Source organism: Pseudomonas sp. EL_65y_Pfl2_R95 (genome assembly GCF_963971045.1).
GTDB lineage: Bacteria > Pseudomonadota > Gammaproteobacteria > Pseudomonadales > Pseudomonadaceae > Aquipseudomonas.
Window position 1 is genome coordinate 240,180 of sequence record NZ_CAXAOV010000005.1, and the last position, 24,586, is coordinate 264,765.

21 protein-coding genes and 1 riboswitch are annotated in these 24,586 nt (G+C 55.5%); of the genes, 9 read left to right on the forward strand and 12 right to left on the reverse strand.

Translation table 11 applies throughout. The features are described 5' to 3' along the window. Positions 1 to 26: 26 nt before the first annotated feature. The 7 genes from AACY09_RS16855 to tkt all read right to left on the reverse strand — a co-directional run bounded on the left by AACY09_RS16855 (position 27) and on the right by tkt (position 6,984). Positions 27 to 470 (reverse strand): hypothetical protein, encoded by a 444-nt coding sequence (locus AACY09_RS16855; RefSeq protein ID WP_339489644.1) that lies wholly within the window; start codon positions 468 to 470, stop codon positions 27 to 29. 201 nt (positions 471 to 671) lie between these two features. Then, on the reverse strand, positions 672 to 1,736 hold the full coding sequence (gene fba / locus AACY09_RS16860) for a class II fructose-bisphosphate aldolase (protein ID WP_339489645.1): 1,065 nt from the start codon (positions 1,734 to 1,736) through the stop codon (positions 672 to 674). A gap of 71 nt (positions 1,737 to 1,807) precedes the next feature. Next, positions 1,808 to 2,131 (reverse strand): MliC family protein, encoded by a 324-nt coding sequence (locus tag AACY09_RS16865; RefSeq protein ID WP_339489646.1) that lies wholly within the window; start codon positions 2,129 to 2,131, stop codon positions 1,808 to 1,810. Between the two features lie 268 nt (positions 2,132 to 2,399). Next, positions 2,400 to 2,594 carry a hypothetical protein gene (locus tag AACY09_RS16870; protein ID WP_339489647.1) on the reverse strand — a complete coding sequence of 65 codons (195 nt, stop codon included), beginning with the start codon at positions 2,592 to 2,594 and terminating at the stop codon, positions 2,400 to 2,402. A 70-nt stretch (positions 2,595 to 2,664) separates the two neighbouring features. Further along, positions 2,665 to 3,843, reverse strand: coding sequence for a phosphoglycerate kinase (locus AACY09_RS16875; protein WP_339489648.1), 1,179 nt, complete (start codon positions 3,841 to 3,843; stop codon positions 2,665 to 2,667). Between the two features lie 4 nt (positions 3,844 to 3,847). Further along, positions 3,848 to 4,906, reverse strand: a complete 1,059-nt coding sequence (epd, locus tag AACY09_RS16880; protein WP_339489649.1) for an erythrose-4-phosphate dehydrogenase — start codon at positions 4,904 to 4,906, stop codon at positions 3,848 to 3,850. A gap of 80 nt (positions 4,907 to 4,986) precedes the next feature. Beyond that, positions 4,987 to 6,984: a transketolase gene (gene tkt / locus AACY09_RS16885; protein WP_339489650.1), complete on the reverse strand. Its 1,998-nt coding sequence runs from the start codon at positions 6,982 to 6,984 to the stop codon at positions 4,987 to 4,989. Between the two features lie 357 nt (positions 6,985 to 7,341). Between tkt and AACY09_RS16890 the strand changes: the two genes are divergently transcribed. The 4 genes from AACY09_RS16890 to AACY09_RS16905 all read left to right on the forward strand — a co-directional run bounded on the left by AACY09_RS16890 (position 7,342) and on the right by AACY09_RS16905 (position 12,116). Continuing rightward, positions 7,342 to 8,379: an ArsR/SmtB family transcription factor gene (locus AACY09_RS16890; RefSeq protein WP_339489651.1), complete on the forward strand. Its 1,038-nt coding sequence runs from the start codon at positions 7,342 to 7,344 to the stop codon at positions 8,377 to 8,379. Between the two features lie 12 nt (positions 8,380 to 8,391). Continuing rightward, entirely contained in the window at positions 8,392 to 9,582 is a 1,191-nt protein-coding gene (gene metK, locus AACY09_RS16895) for a methionine adenosyltransferase (RefSeq protein ID WP_339489652.1), read from the forward strand. A gap of 338 nt (positions 9,583 to 9,920) precedes the next feature. Beyond that, positions 9,921 to 11,597, forward strand: a complete 1,677-nt coding sequence (gene ligB / locus AACY09_RS16900) for an NAD-dependent DNA ligase LigB (RefSeq protein WP_339489653.1) — start codon at positions 9,921 to 9,923, stop codon at positions 11,595 to 11,597. A gap of 117 nt (positions 11,598 to 11,714) precedes the next feature. After that, positions 11,715 to 12,116, forward strand: coding sequence for a DUF1090 family protein (locus AACY09_RS16905; RefSeq protein WP_339489654.1), 402 nt, complete (start codon positions 11,715 to 11,717; stop codon positions 12,114 to 12,116). 55 nt (positions 12,117 to 12,171) lie between these two features. Here AACY09_RS16905 and AACY09_RS16910 read toward each other — a convergent pair whose 3' ends face one another. The 4 genes from AACY09_RS16910 to AACY09_RS16925 form a co-directional block, all read right to left on the reverse strand. Next, a complete protein-coding gene (locus tag AACY09_RS16910; RefSeq protein ID WP_339489655.1) occupies positions 12,172 to 12,621 on the reverse strand; it encodes a c-type cytochrome in 450 nt (149 codons plus the stop codon). 152 nt (positions 12,622 to 12,773) lie between these two features. Beyond that, the gene (locus AACY09_RS16915; RefSeq protein ID WP_339489656.1) at positions 12,774 to 13,160 is read right to left on the reverse strand and encodes an MAPEG family protein; all 387 of its coding nucleotides are present in this window, start codon (positions 13,158 to 13,160) and stop codon (positions 12,774 to 12,776) included. 97 nt (positions 13,161 to 13,257) lie between these two features. Further along, positions 13,258 to 14,541, reverse strand: a complete 1,284-nt coding sequence (locus tag AACY09_RS16920) for a Zn-dependent hydrolase (RefSeq protein ID WP_339489657.1) — start codon at positions 14,539 to 14,541, stop codon at positions 13,258 to 13,260. Between the two features lie 35 nt (positions 14,542 to 14,576). Continuing rightward, the gene (locus tag AACY09_RS16925; protein ID WP_339489658.1) at positions 14,577 to 16,067 is read right to left on the reverse strand and encodes an NCS1 family nucleobase:cation symporter-1; all 1,491 of its coding nucleotides are present in this window, start codon (positions 16,065 to 16,067) and stop codon (positions 14,577 to 14,579) included. Between the two features lie 617 nt (positions 16,068 to 16,684). On the opposite strand from AACY09_RS16925, the gene hydA reads away from it, so the two are divergent. The 3 genes from hydA to preA all read left to right on the forward strand — a co-directional run bounded on the left by hydA (position 16,685) and on the right by preA (position 20,937). Next, entirely contained in the window at positions 16,685 to 18,124 is a 1,440-nt protein-coding gene (hydA, locus tag AACY09_RS16930; RefSeq protein ID WP_339489659.1) for a dihydropyrimidinase, read from the forward strand. Between the two features lie 171 nt (positions 18,125 to 18,295). Beyond that, entirely contained in the window at positions 18,296 to 19,663 is a 1,368-nt protein-coding gene (locus AACY09_RS16935) for an NAD(P)-dependent oxidoreductase (protein ID WP_339489660.1), read from the forward strand. Further along, positions 19,660 to 20,937, forward strand: coding sequence for an NAD-dependent dihydropyrimidine dehydrogenase subunit PreA (gene preA / locus AACY09_RS16940; protein WP_339489974.1), 1,278 nt, complete (start codon positions 19,660 to 19,662; stop codon positions 20,935 to 20,937). Before AACY09_RS16935 ends, preA begins: the two co-directional genes overlap by 4 nt. Positions 20,938 to 21,172: 235 nt before the next feature. On the opposite strand, the gene AACY09_RS16945 is transcribed toward preA, so the two are convergent. After that, positions 21,173 to 21,793 carry a TetR/AcrR family transcriptional regulator gene (locus tag AACY09_RS16945; protein ID WP_339489661.1) on the reverse strand — a complete coding sequence of 207 codons (621 nt, stop codon included), beginning with the start codon at positions 21,791 to 21,793 and terminating at the stop codon, positions 21,173 to 21,175. Positions 21,794 to 21,933: 140 nt separating this feature from the next. Further along, a riboswitch (S-adenosyl-L-homocysteine riboswitch) is annotated at positions 21,934 to 22,026 on the forward strand. A gap of 23 nt (positions 22,027 to 22,049) precedes the next feature. On the opposite strand from AACY09_RS16945, the gene ahcY reads away from it, so the two are divergent. Further along, a complete protein-coding gene (ahcY, locus tag AACY09_RS16950) occupies positions 22,050 to 23,459 on the forward strand; it encodes an adenosylhomocysteinase (RefSeq protein WP_339489662.1) in 1,410 nt (469 codons plus the stop codon). Positions 23,460 to 23,516: 57 nt separating this feature from the next. Beyond that, the gene (gene metF, locus AACY09_RS16955) at positions 23,517 to 24,362 is read left to right on the forward strand and encodes a methylenetetrahydrofolate reductase [NAD(P)H] (protein ID WP_339489663.1); all 846 of its coding nucleotides are present in this window, start codon (positions 23,517 to 23,519) and stop codon (positions 24,360 to 24,362) included. Positions 24,363 to 24,586: the final 224 nt, after the last annotated feature.

Below are 24,586 nucleotides of genomic sequence, written 5' to 3' on the forward strand. Positions count from 1 at the left end.
GGTAAAACCTTCTATCCGGCGCAACATCACTCTGCAGTCCGGCAGCGGATGGCAAAAAATAATGCACCGACGCTGCCGCTGGCCATTAACCCCAAGGTGCCGACAAAGCTCCGGTTAGCCCCGATAAACGTCGGCATAGGCAACGCAGCATTTGCCAGCGTTAACCCAAGAAAAATCGCCAGCCCCCCCGCGAGAGCAAAGAGCAGCCAACGGGCGCTCGGTATTTTTTTGCTCAACCACGCCGCAACTGGCAACGCGGCGGCAAAACCCAGCAACACCAAAATCGCAAATATCGGACTAAACCCGAGCACATCCAGGCAGGTCGTCTCCACGCGCACATCGATAGGCATCGGCGCACCTAATGCCTGCAACTGAGCGAGGTTGTATTGCGTTTGCAGAATGCTTCCCACCAGCGTCGTCACCAACACAGCGAGAACAAACTGCAGCAAGACTCGCGAGTGGTTGGGCATATATGAGGGCATCCTGTGCGAAATATCTGGCAAGTATGAGCCAGACCCGCGCAAGAAGGGCGTTAGGAGTTTTACATGGTTTTTCGTAGCGACCTGGGCGGTCATAAAATGCGCAGCGTTTTTTACCCAGCCAGCGCTTATTTCCCGTACGCCAGACGCAAAAAAGCCCGCAACTGCGGGCTTTCTTGAGGTTACAGAGGCTTAGTTGACCTTGGCGGCCAGCTCACCCTTTGCATAACGCTGAAACATTGCTTCGAGCGAAACAGGCTTGATCTTCGAAGCATTACCGGCAGTGCCGAAGGCTTCATAGCGTGCAATACAGATATCACGCATGGCTTCTACGGTTTTACCGAAGAATTTACGTGGGTCAAATTCGCTCGGCTGTTCAGCCATCATGCGGCGCATGGCACCCGTCGACGCCAGACGCAGGTCGGTGTCAATGTTGATCTTCCGCACGCCGTGCTTGATGCCTTCAACAATTTCCTCAACCGGCACACCGTAGGTTTCTTTGATATCGCCGCCGTACTGGTTGATGATCGCCAACCACTCTTGCGGTACCGAAGAAGAACCGTGCATAACCAGGTGGGTGTCAGGAATACGCTGGTGAATCGCTTTAATCCGGTCAATGGCCAGAATGTCGCCAGTCGGTGGCTTGGTAAATTTATAAGCACCGTGACTGGTACCAATGGCGATGGCCAATGCATCAACCTGGGTACGCTTAACGAAATCAGCGGCTTCTTCTGGATCAGTCAACATCTGGCTGTGATCAAGAATGCCTTCGGCGCCAATGCCGTCTTCTTCGCCAGCCTGACCGGTTTCAAGGCTGCCCAGGCAACCCAGTTCGCCTTCAACCGACACACCACAAGCGTGGGCCATGGCAACGGTTTCCTGAGTGACACGAACGTTGTAGTCGTAATCAGCCGGAGTTTTGCCGTCTTCTTTCAGCGAACCGTCCATCATCACAGAGCTGAAGCCCAGTTGGATCGAGCGCTGACAAACACCAGGGCTGGTGCCGTGATCCTGGTGCATGCACACCGGGATGTGCGGGAACTCTTCAATTGCCGCGAGAATCAGGTGACGCAAGAAAGGCGCACCCGCGTATTTACGCGCACCGGCGGAAGCCTGAACGATGACCGGGGAATCGGTCTTGTCAGCAGCTTCCATGATGGCGCGCATCTGCTCAAGGTTGTTTACGTTGAATGCTGGAACGCCGTAACCGAATTCGGCGGCGTGGTCGAGCATCTGGCGCATGCTGATAAGTGCCATATTTTACTGTCTCCCGATTGGGCTCATTAATCATTCAAGCCTGCCACACAGGCAAACTTACTTAAAAGTGCTTAGGGTGCCTTGCAGCCACGACCAATCAGATCGTTGGTGGCTGTACGGTAAATCAAACCTTCGTTACCTTTCGTATGAAAGGTCAACATTGCATCGCTATACATCGCTCCAGAGCCAGCAGGCTCGCGCTTCAGACGATGAACAACATCACCACCGCCTACACGTACATCGACAGCCTCTTCAGACGAATCAGCAAAGCGCCAAAGCACTTCAGCCTGACTGTCACAAACCCAGCGCGTCCACGTGTCGGTCGGCTGCTCGGTCGAACAGCCACTGACCAGCGCCGACAACATAACCGCAGCGCAGAGTGCTTTAAGCTTCATCGCATTGCCTCACTAACAATCATTCATCAACGCTGGGCCCGCTGCCGGGACTGAATGCTGCAGCACATGCCGGGTAACTCCGTCACGGCTATAACGGTCATAGGTTACCGCCGGTTGCGCTGACTGCAGCATCACTACATTGCAGTCCTGATCATCGATTACAGCTGAACTACAGCCCACAACCGTCAGACAAGCGAGTCCCAATAAAGCAAAACGGCCTGCGGCCCCCAACATTTCACGCTTTTGCACAAAGCCCATGGAGCGAACCTTAGCAGTTTGTATCTTCTTCAGGCGCAGCAGTTGGATCGCCGGTGCTCTGCTTCTCGATGCGCGAATCCTGGTTGCCGGCCGGTGTCTCGATAGTGGCCGGGCTGAATATCTTGCACGCACGCTCGTGGCGCCCTTCATTCATGCAGCCTGCCAGCAACATGGCAGAAGCCAACAAAACCATAATATTTCGCATCGTAACTCGCTCCTTATCCATTCAGAACCCGCCGCAGCAGAGCCCACATCCATGCACCGCAGAGCTAAACTCAGCCTTTAGCGCGCTGTTCCAACATTTCCACCGCTGGCAATACTTTGCCTTCAACAAACTCAAGGAACGCACCACCGCCAGTGGAGATATAGGAGATCTTGTCGGCGACTGCGTACTTATCGATCGCCGCCAGAGTATCGCCACCACCCGCGATTGAGAACGCAGGGCTATCGGCAATGGCCAACGCCAGCGTCTTGGTGCCTTGGCCAAACTGGTCAAACTCGAACACGCCAACCGGGCCATTCCATAGAATAGTCTTGGATGACTTAAGCAGCTCAGCGAACTGCGCAGCGGTTTGCGGGCCGATATCGAGAATCATGTCATCGTCGGCTACATCAGCCACTAACTTAACCGTAGCAGCTGCAGACTCGGCGAACGCCTTAGCCACCACCACATCAACCGGCAAAGGCACATTGACCTTAGCCGCGATGGCTTTGGCCGTCTCAACCAGATCAGCTTCATACAACGATTTGCCGACAGGAAAACCGGCGGCAGCCAGGAAGGTGTTGGCGATCCCGCCACCGACGATCAATTGATCGCAAATCTGGCTAAGGCTGTTCAGCACATCCAGCTTGGTCGACACTTTGGAACCGGCAACGATTGCCGCCATCGGCTTGGCCGGATTACCCAAGGCTTTGCCCAATGCGTCCAATTCAGCGGCCAATAATGGGCCGGCGGCTGCAACTTTGGCGAATTTGGCCACGCCGTGGGTCGAACCTTGCGCGCGGTGCGCCGTACCGAAAGCGTCCATCACAAACACATCACACAAAGCAGCATACTGCTGGGCCAGTTGATCCGTGTTTTTCTTTTCGCCTGCATTGAAACGTACGTTTTCCAGGAGCACAACGGCTCCAGGAGCCAGTTCAACACCGCCGAGGTAGTCCTTAATCAGCGGGACTTCACGCCCAAGCGCCTTGCTCAGGTAGTCAGCCACAGGTGTTAGGCTGTCTTCTTCGGAGTATTCGCCTTCAGTCGGGCGGCCAAGGTGCGAGCAGATCATCACCTTCGCGCCTTTTTCCAGCGCCAACTTGATGGTTGGCAATGAGGCCAGAATCCGTGCGTCGCTTTTTACTACACCGTCTTTTACCGGCACGTTGAGATCTTCGCGAATCAGTACGCGTTTACCTTGCAGATCAAGGTCGGTCATTTTCACTACGGGGTTAAAAGCAGAAGCCATGTCTTCAGTCCTTCATAGGGGCTGTTTGGGTAGAAACATTCAAATAGTGTTGCGCAACGTCGAGCATGCGATTGGCAAAGCCCCATTCGTTGTCGAACCAGGTCAGTATATTCACCAAGCGCGGGCCGGAGACCCGAGTCTGGCTACCATCGACAATCGCAGAGTGAGGGTCGTGGTTAAAATCACAACTGGCATGGGGTAACTCGGTATATGCCAGCAAGCCTTTCAGCGGCCCGGCCTCAGAGGCTTCTCGTAACACCCGATTAATTTCTTCGGGATCGGTATCACGTGCAGTTTGGATAGTGATATCCAAGCAGGACACGTTAACGGTCGGCACACGAATAGCTTTGGCCTGAATCCGCCCAGCAAGTTCCGGCATGAGTCGCTCAATACCACGGGCCAAGCCTGTAGACACCGGAATCACTGACTGAAACGCAGACCGGGTGCGGCGTAAATCTTCGTGGTGATAGGCGTCAATCACCGGCTGATCGTTCATTGCCGAGTGAATTGTGGTGATCGAAACATATTCGATACCCACCGCTTTATTCAGCACTTTCAACAGCGGCACACCGCAGTTGGTGGTGCAGGAAGCATTCGAAACCAGACGTTCAGCTCCGGTTAGTGCATGCTGGTTAACACCAAATACGATAGTCGCGTCGGCATCTGCCTCGCTGGCCATGGGTTGCGACATCAATACCCGTGGCGCACCGGCATTAATGAAGCGTTGCGCATCAATACGAGTGGTGTACTGGCCAGAGCATTCGAGCAGCAAATCGATGCCCAGCGCCGACCAGTCGATGCTTTCCGGGGTGTCGCCACGCAGCACCTTCACGCAATTACCATTGATATGCAGACAATCGCCATCCACTCGAACCTCGCCGGGAAACCGCCCGTGGGTAGAGTCAAAACGCGTCAGGTATTCAATGCTCGACTGATCAGCCAGGTCGTTGAGCGCGACAATTTCAATGCCGACCCCCTCTCCGCGCTCGTGCAACGCACGCAGCACACAACGGCCAATCCGGCCGTAACCATTCAGTGCGATTCTGTAAGGACGCTGGGACATGCTGAGCTCAGTTCTCGACAAGGTGCGGATAGACTGCACGTCAGCCAGCAAGGCTGGCTAACGTGCGCGTACAGAGTCCGTTAGCCTTCAAGCATCTCGGCAGCGGTTTCCAGAATGTTTTCGACTGTGAAACCAAAGTGCTCGAACAACGCAGGCGCCGGTGCTGACTCACCAAAGGTGGTCATGCCGATAACCTGACCTTCAAGGCCGACGTACTTGTACCAGAAGTCTGCGTGAGCGGCTTCGATGGCGATACGCGCGCCAACCTGAACCGGCAATACAGCCTGCTTGTAACCGGCATCCTGAGCGTCAAATACGCTGGTGCAAGGCATCGAAACCACACGCACCTTCTTGCCTTGAACTGTCAGTTTCTCGTAGGCCTCAACAGCCAGACCGATTTCCGAACCGGTGGCGATCAGAATCAGCTCTGGCTCACCCTCACAGTCTTTGAGCACATAACCGCCACGGGCAATGTCGCTCAACTGAGCAACATCACGGCCTTGGTGCGGCAGGTTCTGGCGCGAGAAGATCAATGCCGATGGGCCGTCGTTACGCTCGAGGGCGTATTTCCATGCCACTGCCGATTCAACAGCATCGGCTGGACGCCATGTGTCGAGGTTTGGCGTAGAACGCAAGGTGGTCAGTTGCTCGACCGGCTGGTGCGTCGGGCCGTCTTCACCGAGACCAATTGAGTCATGGGTGAATACATAGAGTACGCGCTTCTTCATCAAGGCCGACATGCGCACGGCATTGCGCGCGTATTCCATGAAGATCAGGAAGGTTGCGCCGTAAGGCACGAAACCACCGTGCAGGGCGATACCGTTCATGATCGCGCTCATGCCGAACTCACGAACGCCGTAATACATGTAGTTGCCGGAAGCGTCTTCGGCAGACACGCCCTTGCAACCTTTCCACAGGGTCAGGTTGGAACCGGCCAGATCAGCTGAACCGCCGAGCAGTTCCGGCAGCAACGGACCAAAGGCATTCAGGGTGTTCTGGCTCGCCTTACGGCTGGCAATGGTTTCACCTTTAACGGCGACTTCAGTGATATAGGCTGCCGCTTTCTCAGAGAAATCAGCTGGCAACTCACCGGCCATGCGCCGCTTCAATTCGCTGGCCAATTCCGGGTGCGCGGCGGCGTAGGCGGCGAAACGCTGATCCCATTCGGCTTCAACAGCCGCACCGGCTTGCTTGGCATCCCACTGTGCGTAGATATCCGCAGGGATTTCAAATGGCGCGTGTTTCCACTCAAGTGCAGCACGGGTCAGGGCGACTTCGTCGTTACCCAGAGCAGAGCCGTGGCTATCTTCTTTGCCTTGCTTGTTCGGCGAACCAAAACCGATGATGGTTTTGCAGCAGATCAGCGTTGGCTGCTCGCTTTTGCGCGCCGTTTCGATGGCTATTTTGATTTCTTCAGCGTCGTGACCGTCAACATTGCGAATCACTTGCCAGCCATAGGCTTCAAAACGCTTAGGCGTGTCGTCGCTGAACCAGCCTTCAACTTCACCGTCGATGGAAATACCGTTGTCATCGTAAAAGGCAATCAATTTTCCCAGGCCCAGGGTACCGGCCAGCGAGCACACTTCGTGGGAGATGCCTTCCATCATGCAGCCATCGCCCATAAAGGCGTAGGTGTAGTGATCAACGATAGTGTGGCCGTCACGGTTGAATTGCGCGCCCAGCACCTTTTCGGCAATGGCAAAACCCACTGCGTTAGCAATGCCCTGACCCAATGGGCCTGTGGTGGTTTCAACGCCCGGGGTATAACCGTATTCAGGGTGACCAGGGGTGCGGCTGCCCATCTGGCGGAATTGCTTGATATCTTCGATACCCAAGTCATAGCCAGTCAGGTGCAGCAACGAGTAAATCAGCATCGAGCCGTGGCCGTTGGACAGGACAAAGCGGTCGCGGTCGGCAAATTCAGGATTGCTTGGGTTGTGCTTGAGGTAATCGCGCCACAACACTTCAGCGATATCGGCCATACCCATTGGGGCACCCGGGTGGCCGCTGTTGGCTTTCTGCACGGCATCCATACTTAAAGCACGGATGGCATTGGCGCATTCACGACGGCTGGGCATCGCTGATCTCCTGAGGGACAAATTGGAAAAGGCACCCATTTTCGCCCAGCAAGGCGGTGCGGGGCAATGACAGATAGTCGTGCAGCAGCGATTACTTAAGGAAAAGCCGCAATCTTGTCGATTTTCTGCCGCTTAAGCCGAAAATCTACTGCAATTGCCACGTCAAAGCCTGCTTCCTGCTCGCACCAGGCGTTAAAAATGGCCGCTAGCCAGTCCACGACTATTCAATCCATTTCCTGAAATACCGAGCCAACGTTTGTAAATAGAGGGACTCAATTGCCTCAATCAACCGCAATATCAAAATATTTTGATATTGCGGTTGCTGTATGAAAAATGACCGCTTAGACTGCCCACCCTATGAACATGCGTGTGCCCCAGCTCCGATTTGAGCCAGCCGATGAACTGGCCGCCCTGTGTAAAGCTGGCGGCGACCCGTTGCGCCTCAATGTATTGCGTGCCCTGAGCAATGACTCATTTGGCGTGCTTGAGTTGGCGCAGATCTTTGCCATTGGCCAATCCGGCATGAGCCACCACTTGAAGGTGCTGGCACAAGCAAATCTGGTTGCCACACGCCGCGAAGGCAATGCGATTTTTTACCGCCGCGCCTTCGCCGATAACAAACGTTTCGGTGGCAGGTTACACAGTGCCTTGCTCGATGAAGTGGATGGTCTAGCGTTACCACCCGAGGTACTGGGACGTATTGCAGAGGTTCATAACCAGCGAGCGAGCGCCAGCCAAGAGTTTTTTGCGCGCATGGCGGATAATTTTCAAGCCCAGCAAGACTTGATCGCAGGGCTGCCGCAATACCGCGACAGTGTACTGGCAGTGCTAGATACACTGGGTTTTGCAGCCAGCGCCAGCGTGATTGAAATAGGCCCCGGCGACGGTGGTTTCTTACCCGCACTGGCCAGCCGTTTCAGTCAGGTCACGGCACTGGATAATAGCCAGGCGATGCTCGAAATAGCGCGCCTGACGTGCGACAAAAGCAGCTTGAGCAATGTGCGGCTGCTGCTCGCCGATGCGTTGAATGATCAATACCCAAGCGCCGACTGCTTGGTGCTGAACATGGTGCTTCACCATTTTGCAGCCCCGGCAGAAGCGCTTAAACAGCTCGCTGCGCAGGTCAACCCTGGTGGTAGCTTGCTGGTAACCGAGTTATGCAGCCACAACCAGAGTTGGGTCAAACAGGCCTGCGGTGATCTCTGGCTTGGCTTTGAACAGGACGACCTGGCCCGCTGGGCTATCGCCGCAGGGTTAACGCCAGGTGAAAGCCTGTATGTTGGCCTACGCAATGGATTTCAAATTCAGGTACGGCACTTCGCCAAACCCGATGAATACACAGGCTCGAGGGCGAATTTCCGCTCGCAGCCGATCTCACCCACCGGTATTAATTAGGAAGACCGATAGATGAGCGAATACTCCCTGTTTACCTCCGAGTCTGTGTCTGAAGGGCATCCGGACAAAATTGCTGACCAGATTTCCGATGCAGTGCTCGACGCAATCATCAGCAAAGACAAACACGCCCGTGTTGCCTGTGAAACCATGGTCAAAACCGGTGTGGCAATCATTGCCGGCGAAGTCAGTACGTCGGCCTGGGTCGACCTTGAGGACCTGGTCCGCAAAGTCATTATCGACATCGGCTACAACAGCTCCACCGTTGGTTTCGACGGCGCAACTTGCGGCGTACTGAATATCATCGGCAAGCAGTCGATCGACATCAACCAAGGCGTTGACCGCAGCAAGCCTGAAGATCAGGGCGCTGGCGACCAAGGCCTGATGTTCGGCTATGCCAGCAACGAAACCGACGTGCTGATGCCTGCACCGATCTGCTTCTCGCACCGTTTGGTTGAGCGTCAGGCAGAAGCACGCAAATCAGGCCTGCTGCCTTGGCTGCGTCCAGATGCCAAGTCACAAGTGACCTGCCGTTACGACAATGGCAAGGTCGTCGGTATCGACGCCATCGTCCTCTCGACTCAGCACAACCCTGAAGTCAGCTACAACGACCTGCGCGAAGGCGTGATGGAGCTGATCGTCAAGCACGTGCTGCCAGCCGAACTGCTACACAAAGACACCCAGTTCCACATCAACCCAACCGGTAACTTTGTGATTGGTGGCCCGGTAGGCGACTGCGGCCTGACTGGCCGTAAAATCATCGTCGACACCTACGGCGGCATGGCCCGTCACGGCGGTGGCGCGTTCTCTGGCAAGGACCCATCCAAGGTCGACCGCTCAGCAGCCTATGCTGGCCGTTATGTTGCCAAGAATATTGTTGCAGCTGGCTTGGCTGAGCGTTGCGAGATCCAGGTGTCCTACGCCATTGGCGTGGCGCAACCGACCTCTATCTCGCTGAACACCTTCGGCACCGGCAAAATCAGCGATGACAAAATCATCCAACTGGTTCGTGAGCACTTTGACCTGCGTCCATACGCAATCACTAAAATGCTCGACTTGCTGCACCCGATGTACCAGCCCACCGCAGCCTACGGCCACTTCGGTCGCGACCCCTATGAAATGACCTTTGAAGGCGATACTTTCACGGCATTCACTTGGGAGCGCACCGACAAAGCCGCTGACCTGCGCGCTGCTGCCGGCCTGTAAATCAAGCCCAACGCACCGCCGAGAACCCCGCCTAGTGCGGGGTTTTCTATGCGCGAAATATCCCGGCATGGTGGACAAGCTGCGCTCGCAACACCTTCCGCGTAGGGCGGATGACGCTTTCTTCATCCACCATGAACCAACGCAAATACCTATACCATTTACCCGTGATCGAGCATTTCGCGGTTTGATCCATCGTGGACAAGCTGCGCTTGTCGCGCCCTACGACACGGCATCCAATACGATTTGCCCTCCCTCTGCGCCGACACACTGACAAAAAGTAAGGCAGCCGACTGTCTAATCCGCACCTAGCCTAAAGCGCCATCAACGCGCAGCGGCCAATGACCAAATCCCTGCTATTTCTATTCACCGGTTTAATGGCTGCATTGCTTAGCGCCTCCAACCATGGCGCAGACTGTCCGGACTGGACCGCCCCACAGGCGCGATCAGAAATAAGCACTCTCACCAAACAAATCGCCAAATGGGATGATGCTTACCACCGCCAAGGCATCTCATTAATCGCCGATGAACTCTACGACCAGGCACTGGCGACCCATCAACTCTGGCTGCGCTGTTTTCCCAGAAACTCGCACGCCCAACCAGTCCCCTTGGCCAGCAGCCGTGGCACCCTCAAACACCCCATTGCCCAAACCGGCCTGAACAAAATTGCCAGCGCCCAAGCATTGGCCGCCTGGATCAGCCATCGGCAAGACATCTGGGTGCAACCCAAAGTTGACGGCGTCGCAGTCACGCTGGTTTATCAACACGGCCTGTTAGAGCAGATGATTAGCCGGGGCGATGGTCAACACGGCCAAAACTGGACGGCGCAAGCGCTGCTCTTGACGGCGATCCCCAAGCATATCGCCGATCAACGCCGGCTAATTCTTCAAGGTGAACTGTATTGGCGCCTTGAGAACCACGTTCAAGCAGATTCAGGCGGCGTAGGCGCGCGTGGCAAAGTTGCTGGCCTGCTCGCCCGCAAACAACTCAGCCGCGAACAGGCAAAGGGGGTTGGCCTGTTTGTATGGGATTGGCCTCAAGGGCCGCCGAATATGCCCGAGCGCTTGCAGAAGTTACATAACTTGGGTTTCAGCGATAGTCAAACCTTCAGCCACCCGGTTGAGAACGCTCTACAAGCCCAGCACTGGCGACAAACCTGGTACCGCAGCGCCCTGCCCTTCGCCACCGACGGCATTGTTCTACGCCAAAGCAAACGCCAGACAGCGCGGCTTTGGCAAGCCAAGCCACCGCACTGGGCCGTGGCCTGGAAATATCCACCGAGCCAAGCGCTGGCAGAAGTACGCGCAGTTAACTTCAAAATAGGCCGCAGCGGCCGCATCACGCCGGTGCTGACCTTGGAGGCCACGCTTCTGGATGACCGTATTATCAAACACGTCAGCGTTACCAGCTTAAAGCGCTGGCAAGCGATGGACATCCGCCCCGGCGACCATGTGGCGATTAAACTCTCCGGGTTGACCATTCCGACACTCGAAAGCGTGGTCATACGCGCCAGCATCCGCCAACCCCTCATCAGCCCAGATCCAAAAGCCTATCACCGCCTGAGTTGCTGGGAGCTATCAACCTCCTGCTCAGCGCAATTTATCGCCCGCCTCAGCTGGCTTAGCAGCAAGGCCGCATTGAATATGCCCGGCGTTGGTACTGGCACATGGCGCAAACTAATCGACGCTGGGTTAATAACCGGCTTATTGGACTGGCTCGATTTAAACCCAGACCAGCTTGAACAAGTGGCGGGAATCACCAGTCAGCTGAATCAGCGCTTCAACGCAGCCCGCCAGCGGCCGTTCAAAACATGGTTGATCGCCCTTGGCGTACCACCTGGACTGCGCTTGCAGCCAGATGATAATTGGCAACGCTTGGCCGGGCGAGACCTGCTCGCATGGCGACAGCAACCAGGAATCGGCATGACCCGCGCTAAGCAGCTGGAACGTTTCTTCGCTCACCCGCAGGTGATCAGACTAAAAGAGAAGCTGCACGCCAAGGGGATTGATGGCTTTTAGCAGAGGTCAAACGGCTCCAACCAGTAGCGCGCTCGTCGGATACACGCCTCAGCATGAAACCTTTGCTTTATCTGCGCAGTCAAAGACTCTTCGCAAAAATAAAAAAAGGAGCGAACAATGCTGAAAAGATCAGCGCTTATTTTTCTACTCAGCGGCGCGGCGCTGTTAACTAACGCCGTGATTGCAGCGCAAAACAGCCACCCTCTGAAAGACTGCATCAGCAAACGCCAAGAGCTCAGTGACAAGATCGAAGACATTGGCAAGCGAGTGGACTCAACCCGACTGAGTGACATCCAGCAAGAGCTGGCCAGGGTTGACAGCGATTGCACGTCACTGGGCTTGCACTCAGACCAAGGTGCTCAGGTGTCCAAAGCCCAGCTAGATGTCAGCGCCAGCAAGAAAAACTTACTGGCGGCGCTGGGCGCAGGCAATCCCAGCAGCATCGCCGCAAACCAAAAGCAACTCAGCAAAGCACGCAAAATACTTGAATCTGTCGAAATTCAAGCGTCGAGCAGTTAGGCCGTTTTTAAACGGCTAAGCCCGGCCATGCAGGCCTGCCCGGTTAACGGACAACTCAGTGATTGCGAAACTCCTGGTGGCAGGCCTTGCAGCTGTCTTCAACAGCCTTCATCGGTGCAATCAGGTCTGCGCTCTTAAGCGGTTTGGCAGTGGTGGCGACAACCAGTGCAGCCGTGTTCACCTCTAGCTCATCAGCCAACTGTTTGAAACGTGCCTGGCGCTTCCAGACATCATCTCGGGCGTTGCTGTTGTCTTCTTCCTTGACCTGCGGAAAGTGCTGCCATGGCGTTTTCGACAATGCATCCAGCTTGGCAGCGCCTTCCACAAAGCGCGGCCCGTCAAACACGATGCGTCCGCGCAACATGCCACCCAGGTCTTCACTGGTTTTGAGCATTTGCTTAAAGATGGTCTGACGCTGACCCAGAGGAGAATTGGGATCAACACCGCCGCAGGCGGCGAGTGTCAGACTGGCCAGCAGAATCAGTAATAAATTTCTAAGCTTCATAGCACCTTCGCGCAGCAATCAGGCTCGACAAGCGCGACAGTATCCATGCTCCAGCAGCACCGGCCAAGCGCGGTAATTTGCCGCACACAGCAAATGCCGCTGAATTTGCCTGCTTAGCAGAGCAACATGACGCAGCTTCCGGGCGCTAATAATCAGGCTGCAACCACAAATAAACTAATGATCAAGCCCATGTTGATGAACCACATCAGTGAGCGCACCGGCGCTAAATCGGCAAGGTAACAAGCGGTGTAGATAATCCGACTGATGATAAAAGCGATCGCCAGTTGATCAATGACGCTTTGCTGAGCGCCGCCGGCCAAGTGAGCGATGATTACTGCAGCAGCAAAGGCTGGGGTGACTTCAAAACCATTGAGTTGAGCGTTATTGGCACGCCGGGCGGCGCCTTCAACGGTGGCAAGGTGAGCCCTTGGGTCATGATTGCTTCGCGGGGTAAAGCCTCGGCCAAGGCTTTTGGCGAATACAGTTGAAACGTAGGGCAGAAAGATCGCAATCAGCACGCACCAGAAGGCAATGGTCATAACAGCTCCGCTGTAGGTCAGATAGGCCCTACAGCTTGAGCTGTAGGGCGCTGATCGTCCATCGGCAGATATGCCAATTGCTGGGCATTTCAGCCAATCAAGCGGCTAGTTTTCCGTTGGCCAACGCTGCCGAAGCCTGCAGCATCGCCCGCAGCAACACTGCGCACCCTGCAGCCAGATCACTGGGCGCAGCATTCTCGATCTCGTTATGGCTGATACCGCCTTCACAGGGCACAAAGATCATCCCGGCCGGGCCAAGCTCGGCCAGAAAAATGGCGTCATGTCCGGCGCCGCTGACGATATCCATATGCGACATGCCCAACCCCTGAGCCGCACTGCGCACCGCATCCACACACACGGTGTCGAAATACAGCGCAGGGAAATCCGCCGTAGGCGTCAGATCCACAGTCAAGCCGTGCTCGGCGCTAGTGGTTTCAATAACCTTGCGCACCTCGTCAATCATCGAATTCAATCGCTCAGGCTCCAAGTGACGAAAATCCAGGGTCATGCGCACTTCCCCCGGAATAACATTGCGCGAGCCCGGGTATGCCTGCAAACAACCGACGGTGCCGCACGCATGGGGTTGATGCTCAAGGGCGACGCGATTCACCGCAGCAACCACGGCGGCAGCGCCTACCAAAGCATCTTTACGTAAATGCATCGGGGTTGGCCCGGCATGCGCTTCGACGCCGCGCAGAGTCAGGTCAAACCACTTCTGGCCCAAGGCACCGAGCACCACACCAATGGTTTTCTGTTCATCTTCGAGAATCGGCCCTTGCTCGATGTGCGCTTCAAAATAAGCGCCAACTGCATGGCCAGTTACTGCGCGACTGCCCGCATAGCCAATAGCATTCAGGGCGTCGCCAACGGTCACGCCGTCGGCGTCAACCTTAGCCAAGGTTTCTTCGAGGGTGAATTTACTGGCAAAGACACCAGACCCCATCATGCACGGGGCAAAGCGTGAACCTTCCTCATTGGTCCACACCACCACTTCCATCGGTGCTTCGGTCTCGATCCCCAAATCATTCAGGGTGCGTAACACCTCAACCCCGGCGAGCACACCAAAACAGCCATCGAACTTGCCGCCAGTCGGTTGCGTGTCGATGTGACTGCCGGTCATCACCGGCGGCAGATCAGGGTTGCGTCCCGCACGACGGGCAAAAATATTACCCACGCCATCGATGGTCACGCTGCACCCAGCGGCTTGGCACCACTTAACGAATAAGTCGCGCGCTTGGCGGTCGAGATCGGTCAGCGCCAAACGGCACACACCGCCTTTAACCGTAGCCCCAAGCTGGGCCAACTCCATTAATGATTGCCACAGGCGATCACCGTTAATGTGCTGATCGGTGGATTGCAAAACAGCGTGGGCAGCAGTCATGTTTACCTCCTCAGGCATGCAGTAACTCTTAGGGTTTAAAGCGTTGGGTTGGCCACCACAATGGCGCGCGGACTGCTTATGCGGCACAGGGCAAAATAAAGCAGCCCGCCCAGTGCTGAGCCCGTAAACCAGCCGTAGTCATAGAACCAACTGAATGCGTCGCTGCTGAGCGACATGACCGTCAAGGCAACCGGCACTACAAAGGCGACGAAGCCGATCCAGTTCCAGGCGGGATAAACGCTATCGAGGTACAAGCCTGGCAAATTGAGACGTTGTTTTTTGATTAAAAAATAATCAACAACCATGATCCCAGCGATAGGCCCGAGCAGGCTCGAGTACCCCAGCAGCCAGTTGGAATAAACACTTTCAAGGCTGACATCAGAAACAATCCAGCCGAGTTTTTTCAACAGTTCATGACCCATTAGACCCAAACCAACAAAGCCGGTGATCAACACCGCTTTAGTGCGATTAATCAGCTTGGGGGCGATGTTCTGGAAATCATTGGTTGGCGAGACAATGTTAGCCGCGGTATTGGTTGAGAGGGTGGCCACGATGATCAAGGCCATGGCCACAGCCACCCAACCCGGGCTCTGGATATGACCAATCAAACTCACCGGATCCGAGACAGTTTCCCCGACCAGCGATGCCGATGCGGCAGTCAGCACCACCCCCAGCGCGGCGAACAGAAACATGGTCAGCGGCAAGCCAATAATTTGCCCGACAATCTGGTCTTTCTGGCTTTTCGCGTAACGGCTGAAATCCGGGATATTCAGCGACAATGTCGCCCAAAAGCCGACCATTGCCGTTAGACCCGCCAAGAAATAGCCGACAACACTGGCGCCTTCAGGGCGCTTGGCAGGTTGCGACATCAACTCGGTCATCGACACATTCGGCAGCGCCCATACCAACAGGCCAGCACCCACCAGCACCAGCAAGGGTGCTGACAAGGTTTCCAGCCATTTGATCGATTCGGCACCGCGTAACACAACCCACAGGTTCAGCACCCAGAAGATCATGAAACCTATGACTTCGCCGGTGCCGCCCAAGGCTTTCCAGCCCTCGAAGATCGAGCCGAGAAACAGGTGTATTGCCAGGCCGCCGAACATGGTTTGAATACCAAACCAGCCACAAGCCACTACCGCGCGAATCAGACAGGGCACGTTGGAGCCGATGATGCCAAACGAGGAGCGCAACAGAACGGGAAACGGTACGCCGTACTTGGTGCCGGGGAATGCGTTGAGGGTGAGTGGAATCAACACCACGATGTTGGCCAGTAAAATGGCCAGCAGCGCCTCACCCACCGACAAACCAAAGTAAGCAGTCAACACACCGCCCAAGGTGTAAGTCGGCACGCAGATCGACATGCCCACCCACAACGCCGTGATATGCCATTTGTTCCAGGTTCGCTCATGCACCTTGGTCGGCGCTATATCGTGGTTATAACGCGGACTATCCAGAACATCGGCGCCTGCTTCCAACTCGAACAGGCCATTGCGTTCGGTTACTTCCGATCTGCTCTGTTGCATGGGCTTCTCCAATTATTTTTTTGATTGTTAGCGCATCGGGCTAAAACGATGGCTGGAGTTCTTCGAACCGTGCCATTGGCACATTATGACCGACGAACATGGAGCCAGCAGCACTCAATAACCATGCCTAAACTGCCATGCAGCCAATTCCATGCATTATAAAAAAACTACAACCCATTGATTTAAATAATCTTTAAAAATAAGACCTTGATCCAGTCAGCCTCCAGACAACCTGTCACGGCTCATTTAGCCAATGTTGTCTGCTCAGTCAGGACTCAATCTGGTGCAAGGCAATTTTTTTCAAACCACTCAGGTTCGTCACTCATCAGGTTTAAACGGCTGATTTTGCATAAGAAATCTCGCTCATTTTGAGATCCTGTCAAGTGCGTCAAAATGGTGACAGGCCTCACCATTTTGGTGATTTATAGTTTTTAACTATATAAATCAATAAGTTAAGTTAACGATTAGTGATCAAAAAATAATCTTGATCAATCGACGAACAGCTACTAAATTCTATTCCTGACAGTGATGACAGGATTAAAAACTTCATCCCTGCCAGGCATCATCAAAAAAATTAAAGAACCGGCATGCACCGGTCAGCCTGAGAGGAAACTGGTATGGCTTTATTGATCCGTGGCGCCACAGTGGTGACCCATGAAGAGAGCTACAGCGCCGACGTGTTATGCGCCGACGGCATTATCCAGGCAGTTGGCAAGGACCTAGACGTTCCTGCTGGCTGCGAAGTACTCGACGGCAGCGGCCAGTACCTGATGCCCGGCGGTATTGACCCGCACACTCATATGCAACTGCCCTTTATGGGCACGGTTGCCAGTGAAGACTTCTACAGCGGCACCGCTGCGGGTCTCGCGGGCGGCACCACCTCTATCATCGATTTTGTCATCCCCAACCCGCAGCAATCCTTGCTTGAGGCCTTTCACCAATGGCGCGGATGGGCAGAAAAATCAGCCTCCGACTATGGCTTCCATGTCGCGGTTACCTGGTGGAGCGAGCAAGTCAGCGCCGAAATGGAGGAGCTGGTCAGCAAGCATGGGGTCAACAGCTTCAAACACTTCATGGCGTACAAGAACGCGATCATGGCCGCCGATGACACCTTGGTTGCCAGTTTCGAGCGCTGTTTGTCACTCGGGGCGGTGCCGACCGTGCATGCTGAAAATGGCGAACTGGTCTACCACCTACAGAAAAAGCTACTTGCCCAAGGCATGACAGGCCCCGAGGCACATCCGTTATCGCGGCCCTCCCAGGTTGAAGGCGAAGCCGCAAGCCGCGCTATTCGGATTGCCGAAACCATCGGTACACCGCTGTACCTGGTGCATGTCTCGACCCGCGAAGCGCTCGATGAAATCACCTACGCTCGGGCCAAAGGCCAACCGGTATATGGTGAAGTCCTTGCAGGCCATTTGCTGCTGGATGACAGCGTCTATCGCGATCCGGACTGGCAAACCGCTGCTGGTTATGTGATGAGCCCGCCGTTTCGCCCGCAAGGTCACCAAGACGCGCTGTGGAAAGGCTTGCAGTCCGGCAATCTGCACACCACGGCGACCGATCACTGTTGTTTCTGCGCCGAACAAAAAGCCGCTGGGCGCGATGATTTCAGCTTGATTCCCAATGGCACCGCTGGCATCGAAGACCGCATGGCCGTGCTCTGGGACGAAGGGGTCAACAGCGGCAAATTGTCGATGCATGATTTTGTCGCACTGACCTCAACCAACACCGCGAAGATCTTCAACCTGTTCCCCCGCAAAGGGGCGATTCGCGTCGGTGCTGACGCCGATCTGGTGCTGTGGGACCCACAAGGCACCCGCACTATTTCTGCAAAGACCCATCACCAACAGGTCGACTTCAATATTTTTGAAGGCAAAACCGTGCGTGGCGTGCCCAGCCATACCATCAGCCAAGGCCGCCTGGTCTGGGTCGACGGTGACCTGCGCGCCGAACAGGGCGCCGGGCGTTATGTCGAGCGCCCAGCTTATCCAGCCGTATACGACTTACTCAACAAGCGCGCCGAACAGCAACGGCCCACAGCGGTAAAACGCTAGAAGGCTGGAACAACACCAGGAACATCAGCGCACAGGCTCAAAGAAGCCGGCGCATACGTATCAACGATTTGACTGCCCACAAGATTGCTGACTCACAAAGTCGAGGACTTAACCCCTCACCGACAGGTTGGCAGCCTTGATAACAATCACAAAACCGTGAGGCATTGACCCGTGATAGATACACTCAACCATCTACCCCGTCCGGACACCCCAACCACCGAGCTGGCGGCTAATTTCACTGATTTGGCGCCGCCACTTAACGCCCGCCAGGCGGCTCTGGAAAGCGCACGATGCCTGTACTGCTATGACGCGCCCTGCATCAACGCCTGCCCCAGCGATATCGACATTCCATCGTTTATTGGCAGCATCAGCCACGACAATGTCAGCGGGGCGGCGCAGACCATTTTGTCCGCCAATATCCTCGGCGGCAGCTGCGCGCGCGTTTGCCCGACCGAAATTCTATGCCAGCAGGCCTGTGTGCGTAACAACGCGCAAGAATGCGCACCTGTGCTGATCGGTCTGTTGCAGCGCTACGCCATTGATAACGCCCAGTTCCGTGAGCATCCATTCAAACGCTCAGCCGCCAGCGGCAAGCGTGTAGCGGTTGTCGGCGCAGGCCCGGCGGGACTGTCCTGTGCCCACCGCCTTGCCATGCACGGCCACGACGTGGTGATTTTCGAAGCCCGGGAAAAAGCGGGCGGTCTTAATGAATACGGGATTGCCAAGTACAAACTGGTCGATGACTTTGCGCAAAAGGAAGTCGACTTTCTCCTGCAAATCGGCGGCATTGAAATCCGTCACGGTGAGAAACTGGGCGACAACCTGAGCTTGAGCGAGCTGCACCAACAGTTTGATTCGGTGTTCCTCGGTTTGGGTCTGGCCGCCAGTAAACAATTGGGCATTGCCCATGACGACGCGCCAGGGCTACTCGCGGCAACCGACTACATCCGCGAGTTGCGTCAGAGCGATGACCTCAGCCAGCTGCCGTTGGCTAAACACTGCATTGTCCTCGGCGCAGGCAACACCGCCATCGACATGGCCGTACAAATGGCCAAGCTTGGTGCCCAAGATGTCAATCTGGTTTACCGCCGCGGCCTGAGTGACATGGGTGCGACCGGTCATGAACAGGAAATCGCCAAAACCAATCAAGTTCGGCTTCTGACCTGGGCGCAACCTGAAGCGGTTTTACTCGATGATGCCGGCAAGGTACGCGGCATGCGTTTCGCTAGAACCCGCATGGACAACGGCAAACTGATCGCCACCGGTGAGACCTTTGAACTGGCCGCCGATGCGATCTTCAAAGCAATCGGCCAAGCCTTCGATGGCAGCGCCTTGAGTGATTCACTGGCGGCCCAGTTGCAGCGCCAAGGCGAGCGCATTTGGGTGGATGAAAACCTGCGTACCAACATTCCGGGTATTTATGCCGGTGGCGACTGCACCTCGCTCGACCAGGATCTGACAGTACAAGCCGTACAACACGGCAAACTGGCTGCCGAGGCCATTCACTCAACCCTCGCTCTGAAAGTGGAGGCTGCATAATGGCCGATCTCTCGATTGTGTTCGCTGGCATCAAGTCGCCCAACCCATTCTGGCTGGCCTCGGCGCCACCGACAGACAAAGCCTATAACGTGGTGCGCGCCTATGAAGCAGGCTGGGGCGGCGTGGTCTGGAAAACCCTTGGCGAAGACCCCGCCGCCGTTAACGTATCATCCCGTTATTCTGCGCTATACGGGCCCAACCGCGAAGTCATGGGCATCAACAACATTGAGCTGATCACCGACCGCTCACTGGAAATCAACCTACGCGAAATCACCCAGGTGAAAAAGGATTGGCCCGACCGCGCGTTGATTGTGTCGTTGATGGTGCCATGCGTTGAGGAATCCTGGAAAACCATTCTGCCTCTGGTCGAAGCCACTGGCGCAGACGGCATCGAGCTGAATTTCGGCTGCCCGCACGGCATGCCCGAGCGCGGCATGGGCGCCGCTGTCGGTCAAGTGCCGGAATACGTTGAAATGGTCACCCGCTGGTGCAAAACCTACAGTTCGCTGCCGGTTATTGTAAAACTCACTCCCAATATCACCGACGTTCGTCTATCGGCCCGCGCCGCACATCGCGGCGGCGCAGATGCGGTGTCACTGATCAACACCATCAATTCCATCACCAGCATCGACCTCGACAACATGGTCGCGCACCCCGTTGTCGGCACGCAAAGCACTCACGGCGGTTATTGTGGCGCGGCGGTCAAACCCATCGCCCTGAATATGGTCGCCGAAATTGCCCGCGATCCGGAAACCCAAGGTCTGCCCATTTGCGGTATTGGCGGCATTGGCAACTGGCGTGACGCGGCGGAATTTGTCGCCCTCGGCTGCGGCGCAGTGCAGGTGTGCACGGCGGCGATGCTCCATGGTTTTCGGATTGTCGAAGACATGAAAGATGGCTTGTCTCGCTGGATGGACTCAAAAGGCTATACCAGCCTCGATGACTTTTCTGGCCGAGCAGTGGGCAATACCACCGACTGGAAGTACCTCGATATCAACTATCAGGTGATCGCCAAAATCGACCAGGACGCCTGTATTGGCTGCGGCCGTTGCCACATCGCCTGCGAGGACACCTCGCACCAGGCCATCGCCAGCCTCAAACAAACCGATGGCACCCACCTATATGAAGTGATCGATGACGAATGCGTCGGCTGCAATCTGTGCCAAATCACCTGCCCGGTCGCAGACTGCATCGAGATGGTGGTGCAAGACACCGGCAAACCTTATCTGAACTGGAACGAGGATCCGCGAAACCCATACCGCGCAGCCAGCTAAAAGAACCACTAAAGAAGACTGCTGCGCCAAGGGTTTGGAGAAACACTCTGGAGCGCTTTTGTTCTTCACCAAGCCCTTGACCCAAAAATCCAATGATTAAATTCGGTTTAGAGCGTCGCGAGTGCAGGTCAGGCAAGGCGAAAATCGCCGAGCCCGCGCAGTGGACAACTGTCCATGAGCAGGCGAGGCGGTTTTCAACGCAGTATGGCCAAACGCAGCAGCTCTACACCGAATTTCAGGGTTCCAAGCCGATACCGCGCAATATCACGCTGGTCACGGTCTGCACGGCCTTCTCGAACTGCATCTCGCTCAGCGCTTGATGGTCATTCAAGATTCTGACCTGATGGCTAAAGTCGGCGTAATGCTGGGTGGATGCCCAGATCATGTACAGCAAGCTCGAGGGTTCGACCGGCAAAATGCGCTGGTCTTCGACCCATTGCCTGATCTTTGCCTCTTTCATCTTGGCCCAGCTATATAAGCTCTCATCCAGGGTTTCACCGAGCATCGGTGCGCCATGGATGATTTCGTTGGCCCAGACTTTCGAGCCGTGTGGACGGGTACGCGAGTGATTCATTTTGGCGCGGATGTAACTACTCAACACCACGCGCGGATCATCGAACATCTCAAAGCACAGGGCATCCTGCTTCCAGACCTCAAGCAGATCGAGCAACACCGCGCGGTACAGTTCGTCTTTGGTGCTGAAATAATAATGCAGGTTGGAACGCGGCAATCCGGCTTCTTCAGCGATATCGCCCATGGAGGCGCTGCCATAGCCTTTTTCGGCAAAAACCTTTTCTGCACAGAACAGGATTTTCTCTATGTTGCGCCGGCGGATTTCGATTTTGTGATTGCCCATATGGGGTCCAATACTGCGGGATTAGCCAAGGCTACCATTGAGTTGCATGCAGGGCGACGGAAAGCCTTGGGCAAAACCCTCTGTCTCGCTATAATCGCTCGGCTACACGTGACCGACACCGCTTCGGTTACGCCCGCCACCCATCCGAGGGGCGCTGCAGCAGACCCTGTCACCAGTGGTTTGTCAGGCTCGGATGGGGCGTTAACCATACGCATCAACGGCGCCCATTCGCAGACAACGAATGGAGACTCATTTTATGAGCGCTGTTATGACGCCTGAAGGTTTTACCGACTTTAAAGTGGCTGATATTTCCCTGGCTGCCTGGGGCCGCCGCGAAACCATCATCGCGGAATCCGAAATGCCTGCCCTGATGGGCCTGCGCAGCAAATATGCAGGTCTGCAGCCGCTTAAAGGCGCCAAGATCATCGGCTGTATCCACATGACCATTCAGACTGCCGTGCTGATCGAAACACTGATCGCATTGGGCGCTGAAGTACGCTGGTCATCGTGCAACATCTTCTCGACTCAAGATCAAGCTGCTGCAGCCATCGCCGCCGCCGGCATTCCGGTATTTGCCTGGAAAGGCGAGACCGAAGAAGAATACGAATGGTGCATCGAGCAAACCATCCTTAAAGATGGCCAGCCGTGGGATGCCAACATGATCCTCGACGACGGCGGCGACCTGACCGAGATCCTGCACAAGAAATACCCGGCCATGCTGGAAAAAATCCATGGCGTGACGGAAGAAACCACCACCGGCGTGCACCGCCTGCTGGACATGCTGGCCAAGGGCGAGCTGAAGATCCCGGCCATCAACGTCAACGACTCGGTGACCAAGAGCAAGAACGACAACAAATACGGTTGCCGTCACAGCCTCAACGACGCCATCAAGCGTGGTACCGACCACCTGCTGTCCGGCAAGCAAGCGCTGGTAATCGGCTACGGTGACGTGGGCAAGGGTTCATCACAGTCGCTGCGCCAGGAAGGCATGATCGTCAAGGTTTCCGAGATCGATCCGATCTGCGCGATGCAAGCCTGCATGGACGGTTTTGAACTGGTTTCGCCGTACATCGACGGTCTCAACGACGGCTCCGACGCCTGCATCGATAAAGCGCTGTTGGGCAAGATCGACCTGATCGTGACCACCACCGGCAACGCTGATGTGTGTGACGCTGGCATGCTCAAAGCGCTGAAAAAGCGTGCAGTGGTGTGCAACATCGGTCACTTCGACAACGAAATCGACACCGCTTTCATGCGCAAGAACTGGGCATGGGAAGAGGTTAAGCCGCAGGTACACAAGATCCACCGTACCGGCACTGGCAGTTTTGACGCGCACAATGATGATTATTTGATCCTCCTGGCTGAAGGCCGTCTGGTCAACTTGGGCAATGCCACTGGCCACCCAAGCCGCATCATGGATGGCTCATTCGCCAACCAGGTTCTGGCCCAGATCTTCCTGTTCGCCCAGAAATACGCAGACCTGACTGATGGCCAGAAAGCTGAGCGTCTGACCGTTGAAGTGCTGCCGAAGAAGCTCGACGAAGAAGTGGCCCTGGAAATGGTTAAAGGCTTTGGCGGCGTGGTCACTCGCCTGACCAAAACCCAAGCTGATTACATCGGCGTAACCGTTGAAGGCCCTTTCAAGCCGGATGCTTACCGCTACTAAGTAGCTGACTGGCCGTATGCCTGCCGGTGTACGGCCAGCGCTCACAAGGACATCGTCATGAGTCAAGAACGCCGTTTCAGCTTCGAGTTTTTCCCGACTAAAACTGAAGCTGGACACGAAAAGCTAATGGCCAATGCACGTCAGTTAGCCACATATAATCCGGATTTTTTCTCCTGCACCTATGGCGCAGGCGGCTCAACCCGCGACCGCACCGTCAATACCGTTTTGCAGCTCGACAGCGAGGTCAAGGTTTCGACCGCACCGCACCTGTCTTGCGTAGGTGATAGCAAGGCTGAGTTACGCGAGTTGCTGAACCTGTACAAAAGCAACGGTATCAAGCGCATCGTTGCCCTGCGCGGTGATTTGCCATCAGGTATGGGCATGGCCAGTGGTGAACTGCGCTACGCCAATGAGCTGGTAGCCTTTATCCGCGAAGAAACCGGTGATCATTTCCACATCGAAATCGCTGCTTATCCGGAAATGCATCCGCAGGCGCGCAACTTTGAGGATGACCTCGCCAACTTCGTACGCAAGGCCAAGGCCGGTGCGAACAGCGCGATCACCCAGTACTTCTTCAACGCCGACAGCTACCTGTACTTCGTTGATCGCGTGCGCAAAATGGGTGTCGATATTCCGATCGTGCCGGGCATCATGCCAATCACCAACTACAGCAAGCTAGCCCGCTTCTCCGACGCCTGTGGCGCTGAGATCCCGCGCTGGGTGCGCAAGCAACTGGAAGCTTATGGTGATGATATCGAAAGCATTCAGAGCTTCGGTGAGCAGGTGATTACTGAAATGTGCGAGCAACTGCTGCAAGGCGGCGCACCGGGTCTGCACTTCTATACACTGAACCAGTCTGAGCCGAGCCTGGCCATCTGGAACAACCTCAAGCTGCCGCGTTAACCGGCGGACGTGGTGGTGATCCGCGCTGAAGTTAAGGCCTGCGCACCTGCAAAGGCCTTTGCTTAAGCCTTTAAGGCGTAATATTTCTAACGATTGGGTAAAAACCATCAAAGTCATGCGAACTAATCCTCACCGCGCATGACCAAGGCAATGCTATTAATTGAACCCGTATACAACAAATCTAAACGCCATTAAGCAGGCAACTACTGCGCAACGGCCAAGCT

Bases quoted from the DNA above. Each gene is read 5' to 3' on its own strand.
- AACY09_RS16905 (WP_339489654.1), top strand. From the start codon at position 11,715: ATGCTGAAAAGATCAGCGCTTATTTTTCTACTCAGCGGCGCGGCGCTG.
- metF (WP_339489663.1), top strand. From the start codon at position 23,517: ATGAGTCAAGAACGCCGTTTCAGCTTCGAGTTTTTCCCGACTAAAACT.
- AACY09_RS16865 (WP_339489646.1), bottom strand. From the start codon at position 2,131: ATGAAGCTTAAAGCACTCTGCGCTGCGGTTATGTTGTCGGCGCTGGTC.
- AACY09_RS16890 (WP_339489651.1), top strand. From the start codon at position 7,342: ATGAACATGCGTGTGCCCCAGCTCCGATTTGAGCCAGCCGATGAACTG.
- AACY09_RS16925 (WP_339489658.1), bottom strand. From the start codon at position 16,067: ATGCAACAGAGCAGATCGGAAGTAACCGAACGCAATGGCCTGTTCGAG.
- AACY09_RS16910 (WP_339489655.1), bottom strand. From the start codon at position 12,621: ATGAAGCTTAGAAATTTATTACTGATTCTGCTGGCCAGTCTGACACTC.
- fba (WP_339489645.1), bottom strand. From the start codon at position 1,736: ATGGCACTTATCAGCATGCGCCAGATGCTCGACCACGCCGCCGAATTC.
- AACY09_RS16870 (WP_339489647.1), bottom strand. From the start codon at position 2,594: ATGCGAAATATTATGGTTTTGTTGGCTTCTGCCATGTTGCTGGCAGGC.
- AACY09_RS16875 (WP_339489648.1), bottom strand. From the start codon at position 3,843: ATGGCTTCTGCTTTTAACCCCGTAGTGAAAATGACCGACCTTGATCTG.
- AACY09_RS16855 (WP_339489644.1), bottom strand. From the start codon at position 470: ATGCCCAACCACTCGCGAGTCTTGCTGCAGTTTGTTCTCGCTGTGTTG.
- hydA (WP_339489659.1), top strand. From the start codon at position 16,685: ATGGCTTTATTGATCCGTGGCGCCACAGTGGTGACCCATGAAGAGAGC.
- ligB (WP_339489653.1), top strand. From the start codon at position 9,921: ATGACCAAATCCCTGCTATTTCTATTCACCGGTTTAATGGCTGCATTG.
- epd (WP_339489649.1), bottom strand. From the start codon at position 4,906: ATGTCCCAGCGTCCTTACAGAATCGCACTGAATGGTTACGGCCGGATT.
- AACY09_RS16915 (WP_339489656.1), bottom strand. From the start codon at position 13,160: ATGACCATTGCCTTCTGGTGCGTGCTGATTGCGATCTTTCTGCCCTAC.
- ahcY (WP_339489662.1), top strand. From the start codon at position 22,050: ATGAGCGCTGTTATGACGCCTGAAGGTTTTACCGACTTTAAAGTGGCT.
- tkt (WP_339489650.1), bottom strand. From the start codon at position 6,984: ATGCCCAGCCGTCGTGAATGCGCCAATGCCATCCGTGCTTTAAGTATG.
- AACY09_RS16945 (WP_339489661.1), bottom strand. From the start codon at position 21,793: ATGGGCAATCACAAAATCGAAATCCGCCGGCGCAACATAGAGAAAATC.
- AACY09_RS16920 (WP_339489657.1), bottom strand. From the start codon at position 14,541: ATGACTGCTGCCCACGCTGTTTTGCAATCCACCGATCAGCACATTAAC.
- metK (WP_339489652.1), top strand. From the start codon at position 8,392: ATGAGCGAATACTCCCTGTTTACCTCCGAGTCTGTGTCTGAAGGGCAT.